Source organism: Sinorhizobium fredii NGR234 (assembly GCF_000018545.1).
GTDB lineage: Bacteria > Pseudomonadota > Alphaproteobacteria > Rhizobiales > Rhizobiaceae > Sinorhizobium > Sinorhizobium fredii_A.
In genome coordinates, this window is record NC_012587.1 from 987,104 (window position 1) to 1,008,339 (window position 21,236).

15 protein-coding genes are annotated in these 21,236 nt (G+C 64.0%); 8 read left to right on the forward strand and 7 right to left on the reverse strand.

Annotated features, from left to right (window positions below; all coding sequences use genetic code 11):
* Positions 1 to 90: 90 nt before the first annotated feature.
* The 3 genes from mprF (at position 91) to NGR_RS15940 (ending at position 5,663) form a co-directional block, all read left to right on the forward strand.
* A complete protein-coding gene (gene mprF / locus NGR_RS15930; RefSeq protein ID WP_012707503.1) occupies positions 91 to 2,703 on the forward strand; it encodes a bifunctional lysylphosphatidylglycerol flippase/synthetase MprF in 2,613 nt (870 codons plus the stop codon).
* The gene (locus tag NGR_RS15935; RefSeq protein WP_012707504.1) at positions 2,700 to 4,082 is read left to right on the forward strand and encodes a virulence factor family protein; all 1,383 of its coding nucleotides are present in this window, start codon (positions 2,700 to 2,702) and stop codon (positions 4,080 to 4,082) included. The genes mprF and NGR_RS15935 overlap by 4 nt, the downstream gene beginning before the upstream one ends.
* 246 nt (positions 4,083 to 4,328) lie before the next feature.
* Positions 4,329 to 5,663, forward strand: coding sequence for an ISNCY-like element ISRsp17 family transposase (locus tag NGR_RS15940; protein ID WP_012707505.1), 1,335 nt, complete (start codon positions 4,329 to 4,331; stop codon positions 5,661 to 5,663).
* A 379-nt stretch (positions 5,664 to 6,042) separates the two neighbouring features.
* Here the strand turns inward: NGR_RS15940 and purN are convergent, their stop codons facing one another.
* Together purN and purM are read right to left on the reverse strand one after the other, a co-directional pair.
* Positions 6,043 to 6,708 (reverse strand): phosphoribosylglycinamide formyltransferase, encoded by a 666-nt coding sequence (gene purN / locus NGR_RS15945; RefSeq protein WP_012707506.1) that lies wholly within the window; start codon positions 6,706 to 6,708, stop codon positions 6,043 to 6,045.
* On the reverse strand, positions 6,705 to 7,775 hold the full coding sequence (gene purM / locus NGR_RS15950; protein ID WP_012707507.1) for a phosphoribosylformylglycinamidine cyclo-ligase: 1,071 nt from the start codon (positions 7,773 to 7,775) through the stop codon (positions 6,705 to 6,707). Before purM ends, purN begins: the two co-directional genes overlap by 4 nt.
* 238 nt (positions 7,776 to 8,013) lie before the next feature.
* Here purM and NGR_RS15955 point away from each other — a divergent pair, with 238 nt between their 5' ends.
* From NGR_RS15955 to ppx, 4 genes are all read left to right on the forward strand, one after another.
* Entirely contained in the window at positions 8,014 to 9,180 is a 1,167-nt protein-coding gene (locus NGR_RS15955) for an AI-2E family transporter (protein WP_012707508.1), read from the forward strand.
* A complete protein-coding gene (gene hdaA / locus NGR_RS15960; RefSeq protein ID WP_012707509.1) occupies positions 9,164 to 9,853 on the forward strand; it encodes a DnaA regulatory inactivator HdaA in 690 nt (229 codons plus the stop codon). The genes NGR_RS15955 and hdaA overlap by 17 nt, the downstream gene beginning before the upstream one ends.
* 64 nt (positions 9,854 to 9,917) lie before the next feature.
* Complete coding sequence (locus NGR_RS15965) at positions 9,918 to 12,104, forward strand: RNA degradosome polyphosphate kinase (protein ID WP_164924603.1); 2,187 nt, start codon at positions 9,918 to 9,920, stop codon at positions 12,102 to 12,104.
* An 11-nt stretch (positions 12,105 to 12,115) separates the two neighbouring features.
* Positions 12,116 to 13,639 (forward strand): exopolyphosphatase, encoded by a 1,524-nt coding sequence (ppx, locus tag NGR_RS15970; protein ID WP_012707511.1) that lies wholly within the window; start codon positions 12,116 to 12,118, stop codon positions 13,637 to 13,639.
* Between the two features lie 170 nt (positions 13,640 to 13,809).
* On the opposite strand, the gene NGR_RS15975 is transcribed toward ppx, so the two are convergent.
* Positions 13,810 to 15,168 (reverse strand): esterase-like activity of phytase family protein, encoded by a 1,359-nt coding sequence (locus NGR_RS15975; protein ID WP_012707512.1) that lies wholly within the window; start codon positions 15,166 to 15,168, stop codon positions 13,810 to 13,812.
* 197 nt (positions 15,169 to 15,365) lie between these two features.
* On the opposite strand from NGR_RS15975, the gene NGR_RS15980 reads away from it, so the two are divergent.
* Positions 15,366 to 15,773 (forward strand): DUF2000 family protein, encoded by a 408-nt coding sequence (locus tag NGR_RS15980; RefSeq protein WP_012707513.1) that lies wholly within the window; start codon positions 15,366 to 15,368, stop codon positions 15,771 to 15,773.
* A gap of 8 nt (positions 15,774 to 15,781) precedes the next feature.
* Here the strand turns inward: NGR_RS15980 and NGR_RS15985 are convergent, their stop codons facing one another.
* The 4 genes from NGR_RS15985 to NGR_RS16000 form a co-directional block, all read right to left on the reverse strand.
* Complete coding sequence (locus tag NGR_RS15985) at positions 15,782 to 16,849, reverse strand: adenylate/guanylate cyclase domain-containing protein (protein WP_012707514.1); 1,068 nt, start codon at positions 16,847 to 16,849, stop codon at positions 15,782 to 15,784.
* 160 nt (positions 16,850 to 17,009) lie between these two features.
* Complete coding sequence (gene rnd, locus NGR_RS15990; protein ID WP_012707515.1) at positions 17,010 to 18,161, reverse strand: ribonuclease D; 1,152 nt, start codon at positions 18,159 to 18,161, stop codon at positions 17,010 to 17,012.
* Between the two features lie 80 nt (positions 18,162 to 18,241).
* A complete protein-coding gene (locus NGR_RS15995) occupies positions 18,242 to 19,642 on the reverse strand; it encodes a multicopper oxidase family protein (RefSeq protein WP_012707516.1) in 1,401 nt (466 codons plus the stop codon).
* Between the two features lie 69 nt (positions 19,643 to 19,711).
* The gene (locus NGR_RS16000) at positions 19,712 to 21,007 is read right to left on the reverse strand and encodes an MFS transporter (RefSeq protein WP_012707517.1); all 1,296 of its coding nucleotides are present in this window, start codon (positions 21,005 to 21,007) and stop codon (positions 19,712 to 19,714) included.
* Between the last annotated feature and the right edge of the window lie 229 nt (positions 21,008 to 21,236).

A 21,236-nucleotide genomic window follows, 5' to 3' on the forward strand; every position in this document is an offset into this window, starting at 1 on the left:
TGATACAGCATACATTACCGATAATTCACTTTTTGTCCGCACCATGCTGGGGTAAATCGATCGTGTCTTTTTCAACGACACGGGCGATCCATGACGGCCCCTTCCTCCCTCCACGAAATTGAAGCCCAAGACGAACCGGCCGAGGGCGGGTGGCGGCCATTCCTGAGGCGTCACCAACGCTACCTTTCCGCCATAGGCACCCTCGCGATGATCGCGCTCTTCGGCGTGGCGATATTCCATCTCACGGCCGAGGTGAAGTATGAGGATGTGGTGGCTGCCCTGGCGGGCACGAGCTGGACCACGGTGGCAACCGCTGTCCTGTTCACCGGGCTGAGCTTTCTCGCACTCACCTTCTACGATGTGGGCGCGCTCGACTACATCAAGCGAAAGCTTCCTTACGCCGATGTCGCCCTGACGGCGGCCTGTGCCTATGCGGTCGGCAACACGGCGGGCTTCGGACCTTTGAGCGGCGGCGCGATCCGGTATCGGTCCTACTCCCGCCTCGGCCTGGAGCCCGACGATATCGGCCGGGTCATTGCCTTCGTCACGCTCGCCTTCGGCCTTGGCCTCGCCGCCGTCGCCTGCCTGAGCCTGCTCGCCGTCGCCGAATATGTCGCACCACTGACTGGGATCGATCCGTTCTGGTTGCGGGCAATCGCGGTGCTCGTCCTTGCTGCCATGCTCGCAGTGATGATTGCGGCGCGCAGCGGTCACGAGGTGAGTATCGGCCGGTTCACCCTGCGTCTGCCGGATACGAGGACCTTGTCGCGCCAGTTCCTGGTGACGGCGCTTGATCTCGCGGCCTCCGCGACCGTGCTCTATGTGCTGCTGCCGGCGGGCACGATCGGCTGGCCGGCCTTCCTGGCGATCTATACCGTAGCGGTCGGTCTCGGCGTGCTCAGCCACGTTCCGGCCGGCTTGGGGGTCTTCGAGACGGTGATCGTCGCGACCCTCGGGCGCGCCGCCGACGTCGATGCGGTCCTCGGCGCGCTGGTCCTCTACCGCGTCATCTACCATGTGCTGCCGCTGTTGATCGCCATCGTGGTGATCGTCGGCATGGAGGTCCGACAGTTCGCCGGCCACCCGGCGGCCTCCAGCCTGCGCCGCGCCGGCGGCCGCATGACGCCGCTCCTGCTAGCCACCCTGGCCCTCGTGCTCGCCCTCATGCTGGTCCTTTCGGGCGTCACGCCGACGCCGGACGAGAACCTTGCCTTCCTCGCCAACCATGTCTCCCTTCCGATCGTCGAAGGGGCGCACTTCCTGGCGAGCCTGCTGGGTCTTGCGCTGGTCATTGTGGCGCGCGGGCTGGCGCTGCGTCTCGACGGCGCCTGGTGGGCCTCGGTCGTCATCGCGCTCGCCGCTCTCCTGCTGTCGCTTGTCAAGGCCATGGCGCTGGTGGAGGCAGGGATGCTCGCCTTCTTCCTCGTCGGGCTCCTTGCCAGCCGCCGGCTTTTCGTTCGTCCCGCCTCGCTTTTCGGACAGGCGTTGACGCCCCCGTGGCTGATGGCGCTCGGCGTCATCTGTTTCGGTGCCTTGGTCGTTCTGCTGTTCGTCTATCGCGACGTCGAATACAGCCATGAGCTCTGGTGGCAGTTCGAATTTTCGGCAGAGGCGCCGCGCGGGCTGCGCGCCCTGTTCGGGGTGACGATCGGCGCAACCGCCGTGGCGATCTGGAGCCTGATGCGGCCGGCCACGACGGCGGTCGCGCCGGCCTCCGAGGAGGACATGGAGCGCGCCATCGCGATCGTCGCGGCCCAGGACATGTCCGATGCCAATCTGGTGCGGATGGGCGACAAGAGCATCATGTTTGCTGCCGACGGCCGCGCCTTCATCATGTATGGCCGCCGGGCACGCTCCTGGATTGCGCTATTCGATCCCGTCGGACCTGTCGATGCCTGGCCGGATTTGATCTGGCAGTTCATCGAGACGGCGCGTTCCAACGGCTGCCGTGCCGTCTTCTATCAGGTCTCGCCCAGAGGACTCGCCTATTACGCCGATGCGGGCCTGAGGGCCTTCCGTCTCGGCGAACTCGCCGACGTCGATCTCGAACGCTTCGAGTTGAAGGGCGGCAAATGGGCGAACCTGCGCCAGCAAGTCAGCCGCGGCCTGCGGGATGGGCTGGAATTCTCGGTGGTCGAACCCGCCGATGTACCGGCGATCCTGCCGGAACTTGCGGCGATCTCCGGCGCTTGGCTTGCCCACCACAGCGCGCGCGAGAAGGGCTTTTCGCTCGGCGCCTTCGATCCCGACTATATCGTGACACAGCCGGTCGCGATCCTCAGATGCGATGGTCGAATTGTCGCCTTCGCCAATGTCCTTGTGACCGGAACGAAAGAAGAAGGATCGATAGACCTGATGCGTTTCTCGCCCGAGGCGCCCAGGGGTGCAATGGATTTCCTCTTCGCCCAGCTCATGGAATATCTGAAGGCGCAAGGCTATCGGCGCTTCAACCTCGGCATGGCGCCGCTCTCCGGCATGTCGTCCCGCCGTCTGGCGCCGGTCTGGGACCGCGCCGGCCGGACCTTCTACGAACACGGCGAACGCTACTACAACTTCAAGGGCCTGCGCGCCTTCAAGTCCAAATTCCATCCGCATTGGCAGCCACGATATCTTGTCGCGAGCGGCGGGCTCAATCCGATCCTCGCGCTGATGGATGCGACGTTCCTGATCGGCGGCGGCCTCAAGGGAGTGATAAGGAAATGACCCTCATTGGAACGATAGCGCGGGCCGCCATTTTGACGACGCTGGTCGCCGGGGCGGCCAGCCTCCCGGCCGCGGCCGACGACGCGCAGAAATTCGACACGGGCATGATCCCATCGCCGCATATCCTGTTTCCCAAGCAGGAGGCGACAGGGCTCGTGGTGCTGCTTTCCGATAGCGGCGGGTGGTCGTCGAAGGAAGACACCGTCGCCCGCTCGCTTTCCGACGACAATGCGATCGTCATCGGCATCGACCTCAAGGCCTATCTGGCGGCGCTCGCCAAGGATGATGGCGACTGCATCTATACCGTCTCCGATATCGAATCCTTGAGCCAGCAGGTGCAGCGCGCGGCCGGAAGCGGCGCCTATCGCCCGCCGGTCGTGGCCGGTGTCGGCGCCGGCGGCGCGATGGCTCTGGCGATCGCCGCGCAATCGCCCGCCGCAACGATCGGCAGGACCCTTGCGATCGATCCCGAAGAAGGAATTGCCCTGACGAAGCAGCTCTGCACGCCTGCCGAGAAAAGTCGCAAGGGCGATCGCATGGTCTACGGTCTGACCGACGGACCTTTGCCCGACCCGGTGGCGGTGACCTTTTCTTCTGCTGTATCAGCGGATGGTCGAGCCCATGTCGCGGCGCTTGTCGGGAAACATTCCGAAATCGAGACCGACGATACCGACGACGATGCCTATGCGGCACTGTCCGATGCCCTGTCGGGCTATCTGGACGAGGACGACGAAGCCGACAATCCGTTCGGGCTGCCGCTGACGGTCCTCGACGCCAAGCCGAGCCGCGCCACGATGGCGGTGATCTATTCCGGCGACGGCGGCTGGCGCGACATCGACAAGGAGGTCGGCAATGTCCTGCAGCAGCAGGGCGTCCCGGTCGTCGGGGTGGATTCTCTGCGCTATTTCTGGGCCGAACGCCAGCCGCAGGAAACCGCCGACGATCTCGCGCGGATCATCGGCTATTACGGCAAGCGGTGGAATGTCCGCAACGTGCTGCTGATCGGCTATTCCTTCGGCGCCGATATCCTGCCGCGCACCTACAACCTGCTGCCGCCGGCGGATCGGGTGCGCGTCCGCCAGGTGAGCCTCATGGCGCTGTCGCATCAGGCCGATTTCAAGATCTCCGTCCTCGGCTGGCTCGGCGCGGGAGGGGCGGGGAGCGCCGGCGATCCGGTCGACGACGTCAAGGCGATCGATCCGGCACGCGTCCAATGCTTCTACGGAACCGAGGAGGAGGATGACGCCTGCCCGGAACTGAAATCCTCCGGTGCGGACGTCGTCGCCATCGAGGGCGGTCATCACTTCGACGAAGACTATGCGGCCCTGACGCGGCGTGTCCTCGACGGCCTGGACCGGCGGCTGGCGGCGGCGAAGTGAGAAGTCCATACGGGCGTGCCTACGTAGTCGGTCGGACACCGGTGCAGCGGGGAGGGCGTAACACCCCCCTCTGCCCTGCCGGGCAAGGGGGGAGATCGGCTAGACTAGTGCCCGTCCACAAACGGTAAACTGCTGAAATTATTGGGTGAATCGCGATATCTGCGCGGGCAAAGCCCGGCGGTTTCAGGTATACTTTAGATCAAGCTACTGATTCTAAAGACAAACCCGTAACCGCCGGAGCCGACAATGCGCCAAGAACGCACCGTCCAAGCCAGCATATTTGATCTTTTCGCCGAACACGAGATCGGTCGTGAACTGAAGGCGATGTCGGAATGGCTGGATGAGCATGGCGAGTTGCTCGGGCTGGTGGCGGGGGACCTGCGCCGGCATGGTCTCAGACAGACCGGCCGCGAGGGGCTACCAGCCGAGGCTGTGCTGCGCTGCGCGCTGCTCAAGCAGCATCGCCAGTTGAGTTACCAGGAACTGGCCTTCCATCTCGAAGACTCCGCCTCGTTCCGGGCGTTTGCCCGGCTGCCGTGGGGCTGGAACCCGAAGAAGTCGGTCTTGCACAAGACGATCAGCGCGATCCGGGCGCAAACCTTTGAAGAGATCAACGGGGTGCTGCTGGCGAGCGCCCGGCAGGAGAAGCTGGAAAGTGGCAAGGTCGTGCGCGTGGACAGCACCGTCACCGCCGCACCGATACATGAACCGAGCGACAGCAGCCTGTTATGGGACGCTGTCCGGGTGACGGTGCGGCTGTTGCAGCAGGCCGAGGCGCTGGGTAGCGCCATCCCATGGCACGACCATCGCCGCGCGGCAAAGAAGCGGGCTCGGGCGATCGAATATACCCGCGGCCGCCCCAAACGAATCAGGCACTATCGCGAACTGCTCAAGATCACGCACACGACTTTGAGTTATCTGCAGCAGGCCAGTGAACAGGTGCCGCTGACGGCGGGCCCGGCCGGCGCACTGTGGCAGGCCCAACTCCGCCATTACCGGCCGCTGATCGAGCGGATCATCGCCCAGACCGAACAGCGGGTCCTGGTCGGGGAGCCGGTCCCTGCCGGCGAGAAGCTGGTGAGCCTGTTCGAGCCGCATGCCGACATCATCGTCAAGGGCAGCCGCGACGTCGACTACGGCCACAAACTCAATCTGACCACCGGCAGAAGCGGACTGATCCTCGACCTCGTCATCGAAGCCGGCAATCCGACCGACAGCGAGCGCTTGCTGCCGATGCTGGAACGCCACATCGCCTTTTACGGCGAGCCGCCGCGTCAGGCGGCGGCCGACGGCGGCTATGCCAGCCGCGAAAACCTGAGCGGAGCCAAAGCCCGCGGCATCCGCGACATGGCCTTCCACAAGAAGCGCGGCCTCAGCATCGAAGACATGGTCAGCAGCCGCTGGGTCTATCGCAAGCTGCGCAACTTCCGCGCCGGCATCGAGGCCGGCATCTCTTGCCTGAAACGCGCTTATGGCTTGGGGCGCTGCACCTGGCGTGGGCTCGACCACTTCAAGGCTTATGTCTGGTCCTCGGTGGTCGCTTACAATCTCGCCCTCTTCGCCCGCCTCAGGCCGACCTGACGCTCCTGATCCGGTGGCGTTCAGAGCAAGGCCGGCGAGCGTCGGCCGATACCCCATGACCCATTGCCGCCAGATCGCTCTTCGGGCCATAACCTGCGCCGCCTTGTGCCATCACGCGTCCCAAGAAACGATGTCAGCCGGCAAACAACCTTGCAAAACCGCAGAAAAACAGGCGTTTATGGATGGGCACTAGACTAGAAGCGACGTCTCGCGCGTCCAGTTACACTTGCCGTGATCGATGGGGTGCGGTGTGGCTTTCGCGGCATTGATCTTACGAGGCAGGCCGGTGCCTCTAGCCAATCTCCCCCCTTGTGGGGGAGATGCCCGGCAGGGCAGAGGGGGTGTTACGCCCTCTGCCCGTGTGCAAGAGTCGGGCGTATCAGATGGCAGGAGAAATCAGCGCGCCTGAGGCGTCGCCGACCGCATGGCTGACAGCGCGCCCGTCCTTCATTTCCACCTGGCCCTCGGCGACCAGCCTGAGCGCCAGCGGATAGGTCTTGTGCTCCACCGTCAGCACGCGTGCGGCAAGCGTCTCCGGCGTGTCGCCGGCAAGAATCGGCACGGCGGCCTGGGCGACGATCGGGCCGTCGTCCATGGCTTCGGTTACGAAATGCACGCTGCAGCCGGCAAGCTTCATGCCGGCCTCGAGCGCGCGCTGATGCGTGTTGAGCCCCGGGAAGAGCGGCAGCAGCGACGGATGGATGTTGAGGATCCGGCCCTCGTGGCGCTGGATGAAGGCTGCGGACAGCAGGCGCATGTAGCCGGCAAGGCAGATGATGTCCGGTTGCAGCCGGTCGAGTTCTGCGAGGATCGCCGCCTCGTGGGCTTCCTTGCTGGGGAAATCCTTGCGGACGAAGGAAAAGGTCGGAATGCCGAGTGCTGCCGCCTTGGCGAGGCCGCCGGCCTCCGCCTTGTCGGCGATGACGGCAATGATCTCGGCCGGGAAATCCGGGTCAGCCGCAGCCTTCGCCAGCGACAGCATGTTGGACCCGCCGCCCGAGATGAAGACGACGACCTTTTTCTTCCTGGCGGCGGCGAGGCTCATAGGGCGAGGCTGCCCTTGTAGATCGTGCCCGGCGCACCGTCCTGCCGCGCCACCATGCGGCCGAGCCTGAAGACCGTTTCGCCTTCGCCCGCCAGAACCGCCGCGACCCTGTCGGCTTCCTCCGCCGGAACGACGGCGATCATGCCGACGCCACAGTTGAAGGTGCGCAGCATCTCGTTGGCGGCGACGCCGCCGGTCTTGGCAAGCCAGGAGAAAACGGCCGGCGGCTTGATGGCGTCGAGGTCGATCTCGGCGGCGAGGTGCTTCGGCAGGACGCGCGGAATGTTCTCCGGGAAGCCGCCGCCGGTGATGTGCGCCAGCGCCTTGATCGCGCCGGTGGCGCGGATCGCCTTCAGAAGCGGCTTCACATAGATGCGCGTCGGGGTCATCAAGAGGTCGGCAAGCGTGCCCTCGCCGAAGGGCGCCGGCGCGTCCCAGGCGAGACCCGAGAGCGAGACGATCTTGCGCACCAGCGAATAGCCGTTCGAGTGCACGCCGGAGGAGGCGAGGCCGAGGATGACGTCGCCTTCGGCAATGCCTCCTGCCGGCAGAAGCTGCCCGCGTTCGGCGGCGCCGACGGCGAAACCGGCGAGATCGTAGTCGCCGCCGGAATACATTCCGGGCATTTCGGCCGTTTCGCCGCCGATCAGCGCGCAGCCAGCCTCGCGGCAGCCGGCGGCGATGCCGGCGACGATCGCCGCGCCCTGGTCGGGATCGAGTTTGCCGGTGGCGAAATAGTCGAGGAAGAACAAGGGTTCGGCGCCCTGCACGACGAGGTCGTTGACGCACATGGCGACAAGGTCGATGCCGACGGTGTCGTGCTTGTTCGCGTCGATGGCGATCTTGAGCTTGGTGCCGACGCCGTCATTGGCGGCGACCAGCACCGGATCGGTGAAGCCGGCCGCCTTGAGATCGAAGAGGCCGCCGAAGCCGCCGATCTCGCCGTCGGCGCCGGGACGCCGGGTCGAGCGCACATGCGGCTTGATCTTCTCGACCATCAGGTTGCCGGCATCGATATCCACACCCGCGTCGCTATAGGTGAGGCCGTTCTTTCCCGACTGGCTCATGCTCGTTCTCCAAGGCTCGTCGTATTTTGCGGATGCGATTGGCACGGCAAGCTGAGGAGTGCAAGCGCAGAGGCCCGGCCTTGCGGCCTTTTTTCACGTTTTTGCCTTTCTCCTGTCCCCCTCGGACGCCAAGGGAGCGTATTGAGGGGCGTCGGGCTTGACCTGCGCGCGCGCCGCACCCTATCTCGTCGGACGAACGACGCGGGGCGCGACGCGCCGGAGGCGTGACGAGGATACCATGGGCAATCGGATCAGCGGTTTCGGACTTCAGCGCCAGATATTCTTCTGGCTGCTTGTGCTTGCCGCCTTCATTGCCTTTCTGATGGTGTTCAGCTCCATCCTCCTGCCGTTCCTCGCCGGCATGGCACTTGCGTATTTCCTCGATCCCGTCGCCGACCGGCTGCAACGCCTCGGCCTCAGCCGCCTGATGGCGACGATCGCCATTCTCGTCACTTTCATCGTCCTCTTTGCGCTGTCGCTGATCATCGTCATCCCGCTGATTTTCACGCAAGCCGCCGACTTCATCCAGAAGATGCCCGGCTATGTCGCGAGGCTCCAGGCCTTTGTGGCGGACACCACCCAGTCGACGCTGGTGCCCGACTGGCTCGAGGCCCAAATGGCGGCGATCAAGCAGAATTCAGCCAAGCTCCTCGAGCAGGGCGCAACCTTTCTCGGCACCCTGTTCCAGCAGCTCTGGAATTCCGGCATGGCGTTGCTGGACATCCTGTCGCTGTTCATCATCACACCGGTCGTCGCCTTCTATCTGTTGCTCGACTGGGACCACATGGTCCAGAAGGTCGATAGCTGGGTGCCGCGCGACCATGTCGACGTCGTGCGCCAGATCGCCCGCGACATGAACACGACGATTGCCGGTTTCGTGCGTGGCCAGGGATCGCTTTGCGTCATTCTCGGCCTCTATTACGCCATCGGCCTGTCGCTCGTCGGACTCAACTTCGGCCTGCTGATCGGCTTCTTTGCCGGCATGATCAGCTTCATTCCCTATGTCGGATCGCTGGTCGGCCTCGTGCTCGCCGTCGGCGTGGCGGTCGTGCAGTTCTGGCCCGACTATATCTGGATCCTGCTCGTCCTTGCGGTCTTCTTCACCGGCCAGTTTCTCGAAGGCAACATTCTCCAGCCGAAGCTGGTCGGCAAGAGCGTCGGTCTCCATCCCGTCTGGCTGATGTTCGCCCTGCTGGCCTTCGGCGCGCTGTTCGGTTTCGTCGGCCTTCTCGTCGCCGTGCCGGCGGCCGCGGCGATCGGCGTCCTTGTCCGTTTCGGTATCCAGCGGTACCTTGATAGCGACCTCTACCACGGGCATAGGACGGCCGCGAAGCAGCAGCCGGAGGACCAGGAGCCCGGCCGACACATGCCATCCTCCAGAGCACAGCATGACAAGACGCCCTAACGAACAATTGCCGCTCGTCTTCGGCCATGACCCGGCAACCGGCCGGGAGGATCTGCTCGTTTCCGATCGCCTGAGCGCGGCCATTGCGATTGTCGATCACTGGCCGGAGTGGCCGTCGCCGGTCGTCATCATCGCCGGACCGGTCGGCTCCGGGAAGTCGCATCTCGCCAGCATCTGGCGGGAAAGGTCGGACGCGGTGGCAATCCACCCCGTCGCCGGCTCGAATGCCGCCGACATCGCCGCCTCGAAGCCGGTGCTCTTCGAGGACGTCGACCGGCAGGGTTTCGACGATACGGCGCTCTTCCATGTCATCAACAGCGTGCGCCAGAACGGAACGGCGCTGCTGATGACCTCGCGGCTGTGGCCGATGTCCTGGCCGGTCGCGCTCCCGGATCTCAAATCGCGCCTGAAGGCGGCGACCGTCGTCGAGATCGGCGAGCCGGACGACGAACTCCTGACCCAGGTGCTCTTCAAGCTTTTCGCCGATCGCCAGCTGCTCGTCGACGAGCGTTTCGTCGCCTATATAGTCAATCGGATGGAGCGCTCGCTCGAGGCGGCGCAGACGATCGTCGAGCGGCTGGATCATTCGGCGCTCGCCCGCGGCACGCGGCTGACACGTGCCCTTGCGGCGGAAGTCTTGGAAGAACTCGCAAATGCCCGCCGGTCCGATTGACTGTCACAGAACCGTCGTCAAAGTGGGATAGCCGGTGCATCCGGAGCAATGGGGTCTGATGGGAATGGATAACGCGACGTCTGCAATCACCGAACACAAGGCGCCGGCGGAACAGCACGATCTTCTGTCGAGCCCGGAGCGTTTCATCAACCGCGAATTCTCCTGGCTCCAGTTCAACCGCCGCGTGCTCGAGGAAACGTTGAACACCGCGCACCCGCTCCTGGAGCGCGTCCGCTTCCTGTCGATTTCCGCCGCCAACCTCGATGAATTCTTCATGGTCCGCGTCGCCGGCCTCGAGGGGCAGGTGCGATCGGGTCTTTCATTGCGCAGTCCGGACGGCAAGACCCCGGCCGAACAGCTCGACGACATCCTGAAGGAAATCGACAATCTGCAGATGGAGCAGCAGGCCTCGCTCGCCGTCCTGCAGCAGTATCTCGCCAAGGAAGACATCCTCATCGTTCGCCCTGCCTCCCTGTCCGCCCAGGACAGAAGCTGGCTTGCCAACGAATTCGACCAATCGATCTTCCCGGTGCTGACGCCGCTCTCCATCGATCCGGCCCATCCGTTCCCGTTCATTCCGAATCTTGGCTTCTCGATCGGCCTGCAGCTCATCAGCAAGACCGGCCGCGAGCCGATGACGGCGCTGTTGCGCCTGCCGGTGGCGCTTGACCGGTTCGTCCGCCTGCCGGACGTCAAGAACGTCATCCGCTACATCACCCTCGAAGATGTCGTGGGCCAGTTCATCGACCGTCTGTTCCCGGGCTATGAGGTCCAGGGGTCTGGTACGTTCCGCATCATCCGCGACAGCGATATCGAGGTCGAGGAAGAGGCCGAAGACCTAGTGCGCCTGTTCGAGACGGCCTTGAAGCGCCGCCGCCGCGGGTCGGTGATCCGCATCGAAACCGACTCCGAAATGCCCGCTTCGCTCCGCCAGTTCGTCGTTCACGAGCTCGGCGTTCCCGACAATCGCGTCGCCGTTCTGCCAGGGCTTCTCGCGCTCAACACGCTTTCGGAAATCACCAAGGCGCCGCGCGAGGATCTGCGTTTCGAGCCCTACAACCCGCGCTTCCCGGAACGCGTTCGCGAGCATGGCGGCGACTGCCTCGCCGCGATCCGCGAGAAGGACATGGTGGTCCACCATCCCTACGAGTCCTTCGACGTCGTGGTGCAGTTCCTGCTGCAGGCCGCGCGCGATCCCGACGTGCTGGCGATCAAGCAGACGCTCTACCGTACCTCCAACGACAGCCCGATCGTGCGCGCCCTGGTCGACGCCGCCGAGGCGGGCAAGTCGGTGACCGCGCTCGTCGAACTGAAGGCCCGGTTCGACGAGGAGGCGAACATCCGCTGGGCGCGCGACCTCGAGCGCGCCGGCGTCCAGGTGGTCTTCGGTTTCATCGAACTGAAGACGCACTCGAAAATGTCGATGGTCGTTCGCCGCGAGGAAGGCAAGCTCAGGACCTATTGCCATCTCGGCACCGGCAACTATCACCCGGTCACGGCGAAGATCTATACCGACCTGTCCTTCTTCACCTGCAATCCGGTGATCGCCCACGACATGGCGAACATCTTCAACTTCATCACCGGCTACGGCGAGCCGGAGGCAGGAATGAAGCTCGCCGTCTCGCCGCATACCTTGCGTCCGCGCATCCTCAAGCACATCGACGAAGAGATTGCGCATGCCGAGGCGGGCCGGCCGGCGTCCATCTGGATGAAGATGAACTCGCTCGTCGATCCGGAAATCATCGACGCCCTCTACAAGGCAAGCCGCGCCGGCGTCGAGATCGACCTCGTCGTTCGCGGCATCTGCTGCCTGCGGCCGCAGGTGCCGGGTCTCTCCGACAATATCCGTGTCAAGTCCATCGTCGGCCGCTTCCTCGAGCATTCCCGGATATTCTGCTTCGGCAACGGCCACGGCCTGCCTTCGGAAAATGCGCTTGTCTATATTGGTTCGGCGGATATGATGCCGCGCAATCTGGACCGGCGGGTCGAGACGCTCGTGCCTCTCATCAACCGGACTGTGCACGAACAGGTTCTTTCGCAGATCATGCTGGGCAATCTCATCGACAACCAGCAGAGCTACGAGATTCTTCCGGACGGCACGTCGCGCCGCATGGAAGTCGGCAAGGACACCGAGCCGTTCAACGCGCAGCATTATTTCATGACCAATCCCAGCCTCTCGGGCCGGGGTGAAGCCCTGAAGTCCAGTGCACCGAAGCTGATTGCCGGCTGGAAAAGCGGTTGGCGCAAGTAAACTGGAATCGCATGGTCGAATCAGAAGCGCAGGGGCGTCTGCCCGGCATCCGCCCGGTGTCCGTCGTGGACATCGGCTCGAACTCCATTCGCCTCGTGGTCTACGAGGGGCTCAGCCGCGCCCCCGCGGTGCTCTTCAATGAAAAGGTGATGTGCGGTCTCGGCAAGGGGATCGACGCGACCGGCCGGATGGAGGAGGAGAGCGTTCAGCGGGCGCTGAAGGCGCTGCACCGTTTCCGTGCGCTGTCCGATCAGGCGCGTGCCACGCAAACCTATGTGCTGGCAACCGCCGCCGCGCGCGAGGCTTCGAACGGCGCAGCCTTCATCGAGAAGGCGGAAGCCATCCTTGACCAGAGGGTTCGCATCCTGAGCGGCGAGGAGGAAGCCTATTACTCCGCCATGGGCGTCGTCAGCGGCTACCACGATCCGGATGGTGTCGTCGGCGACCTTGGCGGCGGTTCGCTCGAACTGGTCGACGTCGAGGGCCGGCGGATCGGCAACGGCATAACCCTGCCGCTCGGCGGCATCCGCCTCTTCGAACACAGCAATGGCTCCTTGAGCCGGGCGCGCACCTGGGTGCGGAAGTTCATGAAGGGGGCGGATGTCCTGAGGCGTGGTACCGGGCGAACTTTCTACGCCGTCGGTGGAACCTGGCGCTCCATTGCCAAGCTTCAGATGGAAGCGCGCGACTACCCGCTGCACATGATGCAGGGCTACGAAATCTCCTATGACGAGGCGATGGCGATCCTGGCCGAGGTGATCGAGCCCAGGATCTTGAAACCGTCGGCCTTTGCGACGATTTCCAAGAGCCGTCGCAGCCTCTTGCCGTTCGGCGCGGTAACGATGCAGGAGGCGATCTCCATCATGAAACCGGAGCGGATTTCGTTTTCCGCGCTCGGTGTTCGTGAAGGCTACCTCTACTCGCTGCTTTCCGACCAGGAGCGCCTGCAGGACCCGTTGCTGACCGCGGCCGACGAGATCGCCATCCTGCGCGCCCGTTCCCCGGAACATGCCCGCGAACTTGCCGAATGGACCGGCCGGATGGTGCCGCATTTCGGCATCGTGGAAACCGAGGAGGAGAGCCGTTACCGGCAGGCGGCCTGCCTGCTGGCGGACATCAGTTGGCGCGCGCATCCGGACTATCGCGGCCTTCAGGCGCTGAACATCATCGCCCATTCCGCCTTCACGGGGATCACCCATGCCGGCCGGGCCTACATCGCGCTTGCCAACTATTATCGCTTCGAGGGGCTCAACGACGACGGCGCCACGAGTCCTCTCGCCGGCATCACGACGCCGCGCCTGCTGGAACTGGCGAAGCTGCTCGGCGGCCTGTTGCGGGTGGCCTATCAATTCTCCGCCTCCATGCCGGGTGTCGCCCGCCATCTCACCCTCAGACCGTCGACGCGGCCGGATGTCGACCTCGAATTCGTCGTGCCCGCGGCCTATCTCGATTTCGAGGGCGAACGCCTTGATGGCCGCCTGCAGCAGCTCGGCCGTCTGACGGGCAAGAAACTCGCCTTCCACTTCGAGCGCTGAGCGGGATGAGGAAAAGTGTGCGCGGTTTTCCGCCCGCATCCCGCTCTAACCTATTAGAATCGATCACCATGATTTTAGGTCGACCCGACCTAAAATCATCGTGATCTTGGCGCCGCCGCCCATTGGGCGATAGCGGTCGCGCGAGGATTCCCACGCGCGACCGTTCGAGCCTATTCGGCCTTGAGGAATTCGCCCGCTTCGAGCAGCACGAATTCGTTGTCGTCTGCCTTGTCGAGCGAACGTCCGGCCGAGAAGGGCAGGTTGTTGTCGTTGCCGACGACGATATGCGTGTCGTCTACCCGGTCGACGTTCTCGATCGTCACGAAGGGCATGTCGTAGGAGCCGTCGCCGCCGCCCTGGCGTCTCCGGTTGTCCGGATCGGCGATCTTCAGGAGATCGATATAGCCGATCTTGCGCACCGCCTTGCCGACGTTCTCGTCATCCATCGCGATCTTGTAGACGCGCTTCAGTTTCGAACCGACCGCGTAGCAATCGGGCTTGGGCTCCTTGGGATCGGCACAGGCCTTGTCGACGGTGCCGGCGCCGTTGTCGCGCTCGATCACCAGCGCCGTCTTTTCGTCGAGCATGTTGAAGTCACCGATCGCCTCGCCGCCTTCGGCAAGCGGATAGAGCCAACTGCGCCCGGTCCAGGTCTTGCTTGCCGCGTCGAGCTCGACGATGCGGAGCGCCGGGCGGCCATCCGCCTGCTCGACCGTTTCGCCATCCGTCCAGATCGGTCCTTCGAGCAGGCCGTAGAGCTTCGTGCCGTCCTTCGACAGCGCCAGCCCCTCGTAACCGCCCGAGCGCTTGAGGTTGAAGGCCGGCGTCTTCTTGGAAGGGTCCGCCTGCAGAGCCAGCGTCGGATTGTCCGGCGAGAGCACCGGCTTGCCCTCCACCATCGTCGCGATGACGTCGGTGAGCTTGCCGGTCGCGTCGAACTTCAGGACATAGGGACCGAATTCCTCGCCGACCCAGAAACCGTCGGCGACGGGCTGGATCGATTCGACGTCGAAGTCCCCGCCGGTCAGATAGCGGCTCGCCGCACCTTCCATGACGATCGGGAAGGGGGCCTTGCGGTCGGGATCGGACAGGAAGACGGTTTCCAGGGCTTGGACCTTGCCTGCGTCCCAGTCGATCCTCAGGTGATGAAGCATCAGCATGGCGTCGGTCGAATTGAGCTTGTTGCCGAAGCCGTTGTCCGAAAGGCTCCAGAAGGTGCCGTCCGGCATCGCCTTGATACCGGAAAAGCCCTGCATCGGCTGGCCATTGAAGGGGAGCGACAGCCCGGTCGGACGAACCCCGTCCTTGCCCGGCACGCTGCCGAGTTGCACGGCGCGCTTGCGGTCGGCGGTCGAGAACTTGCCGGAAGTCTTGAGGTAATCGGCCGTATCCGCCGGCGCGGCGATGATGGTATTGGCCGGAAGGACGGCATGCGCCTTCAGCGTCGCCGGAAAGGCTTTCTCCTCGGCGAGCGCACTCGTCGACATCAAAAGCGTCAGCGTCACGCCGGCAAGAAACGATTTCGTCATGAAGTTCACCCTGGGTTGGAGATCGGACGATCCCCGATAGGCGGCTTTGATGACGCTTGCTTGATGCTTGTTTTACAGCCCGGTGAAGCTTTGATGACAGTGGCAAGCCCGTCCCGGCGCCGTGCACGAATGTTCAAGATCGATGACGGTTTCCCGCGCTAAGCTGGCGGTCGTTGACGGAGATCGGATTGCTCATCATGTTCGAGACGAAATTTGCGATAGTGCTGCGCGATGACCTCGCCCAATGGCAGAAGCTGAATGTCACCGCATTCCTGGCGACGGGCATTGCCGGGCAGAAGCCTGATATCATCGGCGAGCCCTATCGCGACGCAGCCGGCAATGCCTACAATGCCTTGAGCATCCAGCCAATCATCGTGCTTTCGGCGGACGGCACGACACTGAGCAACATCCAGAGACGCGCGCTGGAACGCGATATTCAAACCTCGCTCTATGTCGACGCGATGTTCTCGACCGGTCACGACAGTGCAAACCGCGAGGTCTTCTCGCGATCCGGTCCGGACGACGCCACCGTCGCCGGGATTGCCATTCATGCCGAGAGGAAGCTCGTCGACAAGATCACCAGGGGCGCGAAGCTACACGGCTAGAGCCTTCCTCACGCCGAATGATCGGCCGTCGCGATTGCGTTCCGCGAGTCCGGCAATGGCGGGCCGCCGGCACGGAGCGAGAACACCCCGAGCCGCTGGCCACGCCCCTTGACCTCGTGCTCGCCGAGGTCTTCGCTTTTGACGAAGGCGGGCAGGCGCATGCGACGCAGCAGGTCGGCGGAAATCAGCACCTGCCGGTCGAGCGTCCGGCAGAGGCCTTCGAGACGCGCCGTCGTGTTCACCGTGTCGCCGAAATAGGTGATCTTGTGCCGGTCGACGCCGATTTCGGCGGCGACGATCGTTCCGCCGTGGAGTGCGGCGCGCAGCCGCGGCACCTCACCGTAAACCTTGCGCCAGCGTGCCGCCGACGCTTCGACCTGGTCGAGAATGTCGAAGACGCAGCGAATGCAGGCGGCGTCCGCCACGGCGCGATCGAAAGACCAGGTGATGACGGCGGCGTCGCCGATATAATCGTCGATGGATCCGCGGTAGCGCAGGACCGGGTCGGCAAGCTCGGCAAACAGCTTTCCGAGATATTCCTGCATCTTGAGATCGCCGAAGCGCTCGGCATAGGAAGTCGAGCCGGCGACATCGACAAACAGGAAGACGCGTTCCTCCTGAACCGGCTTGCGGTAACGTCCCGTCAGCAGGCTCAGGAACACGTCGCGGCCGAGCAATTCCCGCACCCGCAGGACGAAAATAATCGGACCGGAGACGACGAGCGCATAGACGAGCGCATTGAAGGACGGCACCATCGCGTCACTCCAGGACTGCTGCAGAACGCCCGTCAGCTTCAGTACCACCCCTGCTGCGACGAAGCCAAGATTCTCGACCGCGAAATAGACGGCGATCGAGGACAGCAGAAAGGCCGGCGTCGGAAAGCTGTGGATCGTCCTGTAGAGGCGCCGGAAGATGATGCGCCGCTCAAAGGCAAGGACCGGCATGCAGATGAAGACCGCAAAGGTCGCGCCGATCAAGGCACCGTCGCCATAGACGACCCAGGCATAGGCCACGCCGCTACCGGCGACGACCAGAAGCAACAGGATGAACTCGAGCGTGGAAAATCTCCAGCGCATGCGCGATGGCCCCGAAAAGCGAAATACCGAAAGGATGGCCGCAGTTTGGGCAGCCCCATCCGCAGCGATGCGAACTCTGATCCTCGGCCTTGGCGTCGGCTCAGCTTCCGAGCCTGGCTAAGGCCGGATTCGGGCGGAAAGGTGTTGGCAGCCGCGGCGTTCAGCCAGGGATGTCCACTGCTTCGATCTTCTTTCCGACGAACCGAAGCGCGACTTCGCCGTTGATGAGCTTCAGCGCCATCTCGCCGAACAATTCGCGGCGCCAGCCTTTCAGCGCGGCGACGTCGGCCTTTTCGCCTTCGGCGGCGATCCGGTCGAGATCGTCGCTGCTGGCGATGATCTTGGCGGCCACGCCCTCCTTCTCGGAAATCAGCTTCAAGAGCACCTTCAGCATCTCGCCCGCTGCGGCAGCGCCCTCCGGGGTGTGATTCTGCCGGGGGAGGCGGGGCAGGTCGGTCTTCGGGATCGCCAAGGCCTCGCTGACCGCTTCGACGATCGCCGCGCCCGCGCTGGAGCGCTCCCAGCCTTTCGGAATGGTCCTCAGCCGGCCGAGCGCCTCCGCGTCCTTCGGCTGCTGCTGGGCAATCTCGTAGATCGCGTCGTCCTTGATGATCCGGCCGCGCGGCACGTTGCGCGCCCGCGCTTCGCGCTCGCGCCAGGCGGCGATCTTCTGCAGCACCGCCAGCTCGATCGGCTTTCTGACGCGCATCTTCAGACGCTGCCAGGCATTCTCCGGATGGAGATCGTAGGTCTCGCGGCTCTCCAGAATCGCCATTTCTTCGGCGAGCCAGGAGGAGCGTCCTTCTCGTTCGAGCTCCGCTTTCAGGTAGTGGTAGACGTCCCTGAGATGCGTCACGTCAGCCAGCGCATAGTCGAGCTGCTTGTCGGTCAGGGGCCGGCGGCTCCAGTCGGTGAAGCGCGACGACTTGTCGATCTGCACGTTCTTGATGCGGCTGACGAGTTGGTCATAGGAGACGCTGTCGCCGAAACCGCAGACCATGGCGGCAACTTGCGTGTCGAAGAGCGGATGCGGAATGAGATTGCCGAGATGGTGGATGATCTCGATGTCCTGGCGCGCCGCATGGAAAACCTTGACGACGTCGGCATTGGCCATCAGCGCGAAGAACGGCGCGAGGTCGATCCCCGGCGCCATCGGATCAACGATCACCGCCGTGTCGGGGCCGGCCATCTGGATCAGGCAGAGTTCAGGCCAGAACGTCGTCTCGCGCAGAAATTCCGTATCGATCGTAATGTAGCTCGAGAGCGCCAGCTCTTGGCAGGCGGCCTCCAGTTCTGCTGTCGTCTGAATCATCGGGGCTTAAATCACTGTGGCGAAAATGAGGCTTGAACCTTCCCTCTATAGTTTCGCTGCGGGCGTCTCAATCGAAATTGTCAGATAATTCTGAAATAGCCGGTCATTCCGGTCTTTTGATGTTCGATGATGTGGCAGTGGATCACCCAGTCGCCGAGATTGTCGGCAACGAGCGCCACCTCCGCCTGCTCGTCAGGCAAAAGCAGGATCGTGTCGGTCGGTGGCGGCAGAAAGCTCCGCTTGTTCGAGCTCAGGATGCGGAAACTCAAGCCATGCAGGTGGATCGGGTGCGCGTGCGGGGTGCGGTTGGCGATCTCGAGCACATAGCTTTTGCCGAGCTTCAGTTCCTCGATCGGTGCAATCGGGTCGGGCGTGTCCCCCGGCCACGGAACCTTGTTGAGCGCCCAAAAGGTGTAACCGAGCGAACCGCAGACCGATGGTACCGCCGTGTGTTCGGCCGTTGCCGTGAGTTCGAGGGGAATCCGCTGCGCCGTCGACAGGTCGGCTCTAGCGACCGGATTGGCCGGAAGGGGGGCGACGTCGCCAAGGTCCCGCTTTAGGGAAGGGCCGACTGACCTGAGCGTCGCGATCGTCCACGGGTTCGAGCCGCGGAAGTTGCCCAGTGTCGCGCCTGCCCCTTCGCTGTCGGGCATGCGCATGATGAGATCGACGCGCTGTCCCGGCCCGATGTCGAGCCGGTCGAGCAGGAACGGATGATCGACCGGATTGCCGTCGAGCGCGACCACCTTCGCCTCGGCCCCCTCGAGGCCGATCGTGTAGATGCGCGTCACGTCGGTCGCGGCGATCCTGACGCGAACGAGCCCGCCGGCCGGTGCGTCATAGACAGGTTCCTGCTGCCAATTCGCCGTTCTGACGGTCCCGTAGGTGCCGCCGCGCGCGGCATCGCGTGGCTTGAAGGGGTCGATGTATTTCCCCCCGGCGCCCAGCCGCCAGTCACGAAGATTGAGGACGATCTCCGCGTCGAACGTCGGGTCCGCCGGGTTTTCGACGACGATCACCCCGGTCAGGCCATGGCCCATCTGCGTCAGCGTGTTGCAATGGGGATGGTACCAGAACGTGCCGGCGTCCGGCGGGGTGAAACTGTAGTCGAAGTGATCGCCGGGATAGACGTAAGCCTGGGTCATCTCCGGCACGCCGTCCATCGCATTGGCGATCCGCAAGCCGTGCCAATGGACCGTCGTCGGCTCGTCGAGCCTGTTGACGAGCCTTGCCGCATAGGGTTCGCCCTTGCGCATCCTCAGGACGGGCGGCAGGTGGGTATGGACCGCGTCGCCAAGTCCGTATGTCATGACGGGCGTGACACCATCGGCGGCAATCTGCGCCTTTGCCAGCTGCGCCGTGAGGAGCTGAGCTTCGGGAACCGCCCCGGCGCGTGCGGCGAGCCCGGCGCCAAGCGCAAAGGCACCGCCAAGTGCGGCCGAGCCCTGGAGAAAAGTGCGGCGGCTGAGCAACGGCGTCATAGCGTCCACATTAGGCCGGGCGGAGCGCGGAACATGTCGCCCCTGTGGCGTTTCAGGAATGGCGTCGTTCTAAACCTGATCCTCGCGTTCAGCAATTCGATCGGATCGCGCATCTTGCCGCAGGCTCCCTCCATCGTGCTGAGGATGGCTGCCGGCCGCCAGCTTGTTGAAGAAGGACGAGGTGCGCAGCAAGTTGCGGAACGGCATGGAGCGTTCCCCGGTGGGAACCGCTTCTCGCGCCGTCATGCGCTGCAGAGTATAGAGCATGAAGAGGAAAAGGATCACCGCGGTGTAGATGAAGAGTGCCCGCGGCCCGAACAGATCGAGCATGAAGGAGGCGAAGAGCGGTCCGATGATCGCGCCGAGCGACCAGAAAAACAGCATGCCGGCGGAAACCAGTGCATGCTGCCCTTCCGCCGCGTGGTCGTTGGCATGGGCTGAACAGAGCGAATAGAGCGGCATGGCGAAGGCGCCGAAGGCGAAGATGCCGGCAAAGTTCAGCCACTCGTCGCTGCCGGCGCCGAAGGCGAGGAAGAGCCCGGCAACAAGCGACCCGAACGTAGCGACCAGGATGATCAGCCGGCGGTCGAACTGGTCCGAGTAGTGCCCGAGTGGATATTGCAGAACGACGCCGCCGATGATGCCGGCGCTCATGAAGGTGGCAATCGCGGTGACCGACAGTCCGATCCCCTGCGCATAGATCGGTCCGAGCGACCGGAAAGCCGCGTTCGTGAGCCCGACGACGATACAGCCGATCGTGGCGAGCGGCGAGATGTTCCAGGGCGCCTTGACGTCGAAGCGGATCGCTTCCGGCGCGACGGGGCTCGAGCGGTCGGCAAAGGAGATCGGCACGAGCGACAGCGTCAGCGCCATCGAGATGAAGGCGAAGAGCTCGAAGCCGCCGATTCCCACGCCCGGAATCAAGTATTGCGCGGCGGTCACCGAGCCGAGATCGACCAGCCGGTAGATCGACAGCGTGCGCGCCCGGTTGGCATTGGTGACGCTGGCGTTCAGCCAGCTTTCGACCGTTGCGAAGAGGCCGGCGAAGCAGATGCCGGCGACGAGCCGCATGACGAACCAGAACCACGGCTCGATGACGAGCACCATGGCGATCGCCGCCGCCGAGGCGATTGCCGCCATTGCGGAGAAGGTGCGGATATGGCCGATGGCTCTGAGAATGCGGGTCACGTAGACGCAGCCGATCGCAAAGCCGACATTGTAGCCCGCGCCGACGACGCCGATCAGCGATGTCGAAAACCCTTCATCGAGCGCCCGCAAGGATATGAAGGTGCCCTGCAAGCCATTGCCGCCGATCAGGATGCCGGCGGTGAGGAGGAGGGGGATCAGCGGGCGTATCTTGGACATGGGCGCATCCGGCTTTACGGCGGCGACTCGTGGCGGCAGGCGGGTCTTCCCTGTTTAGCGGGGCGCCGCAGGCGGGGACAGTAGCGATTTGTGACCTTTTCCGGAATCTTGTGCGGTTCCGGCGCCGCGAGGCAATACGGGCGGATCGACCGACGGCGCGGGTGGCGCCGCGGCCTTGACAAATCGGGCGCATCATGCGCTTTTCCGCCCGACTTTGGCTATGCCGCCG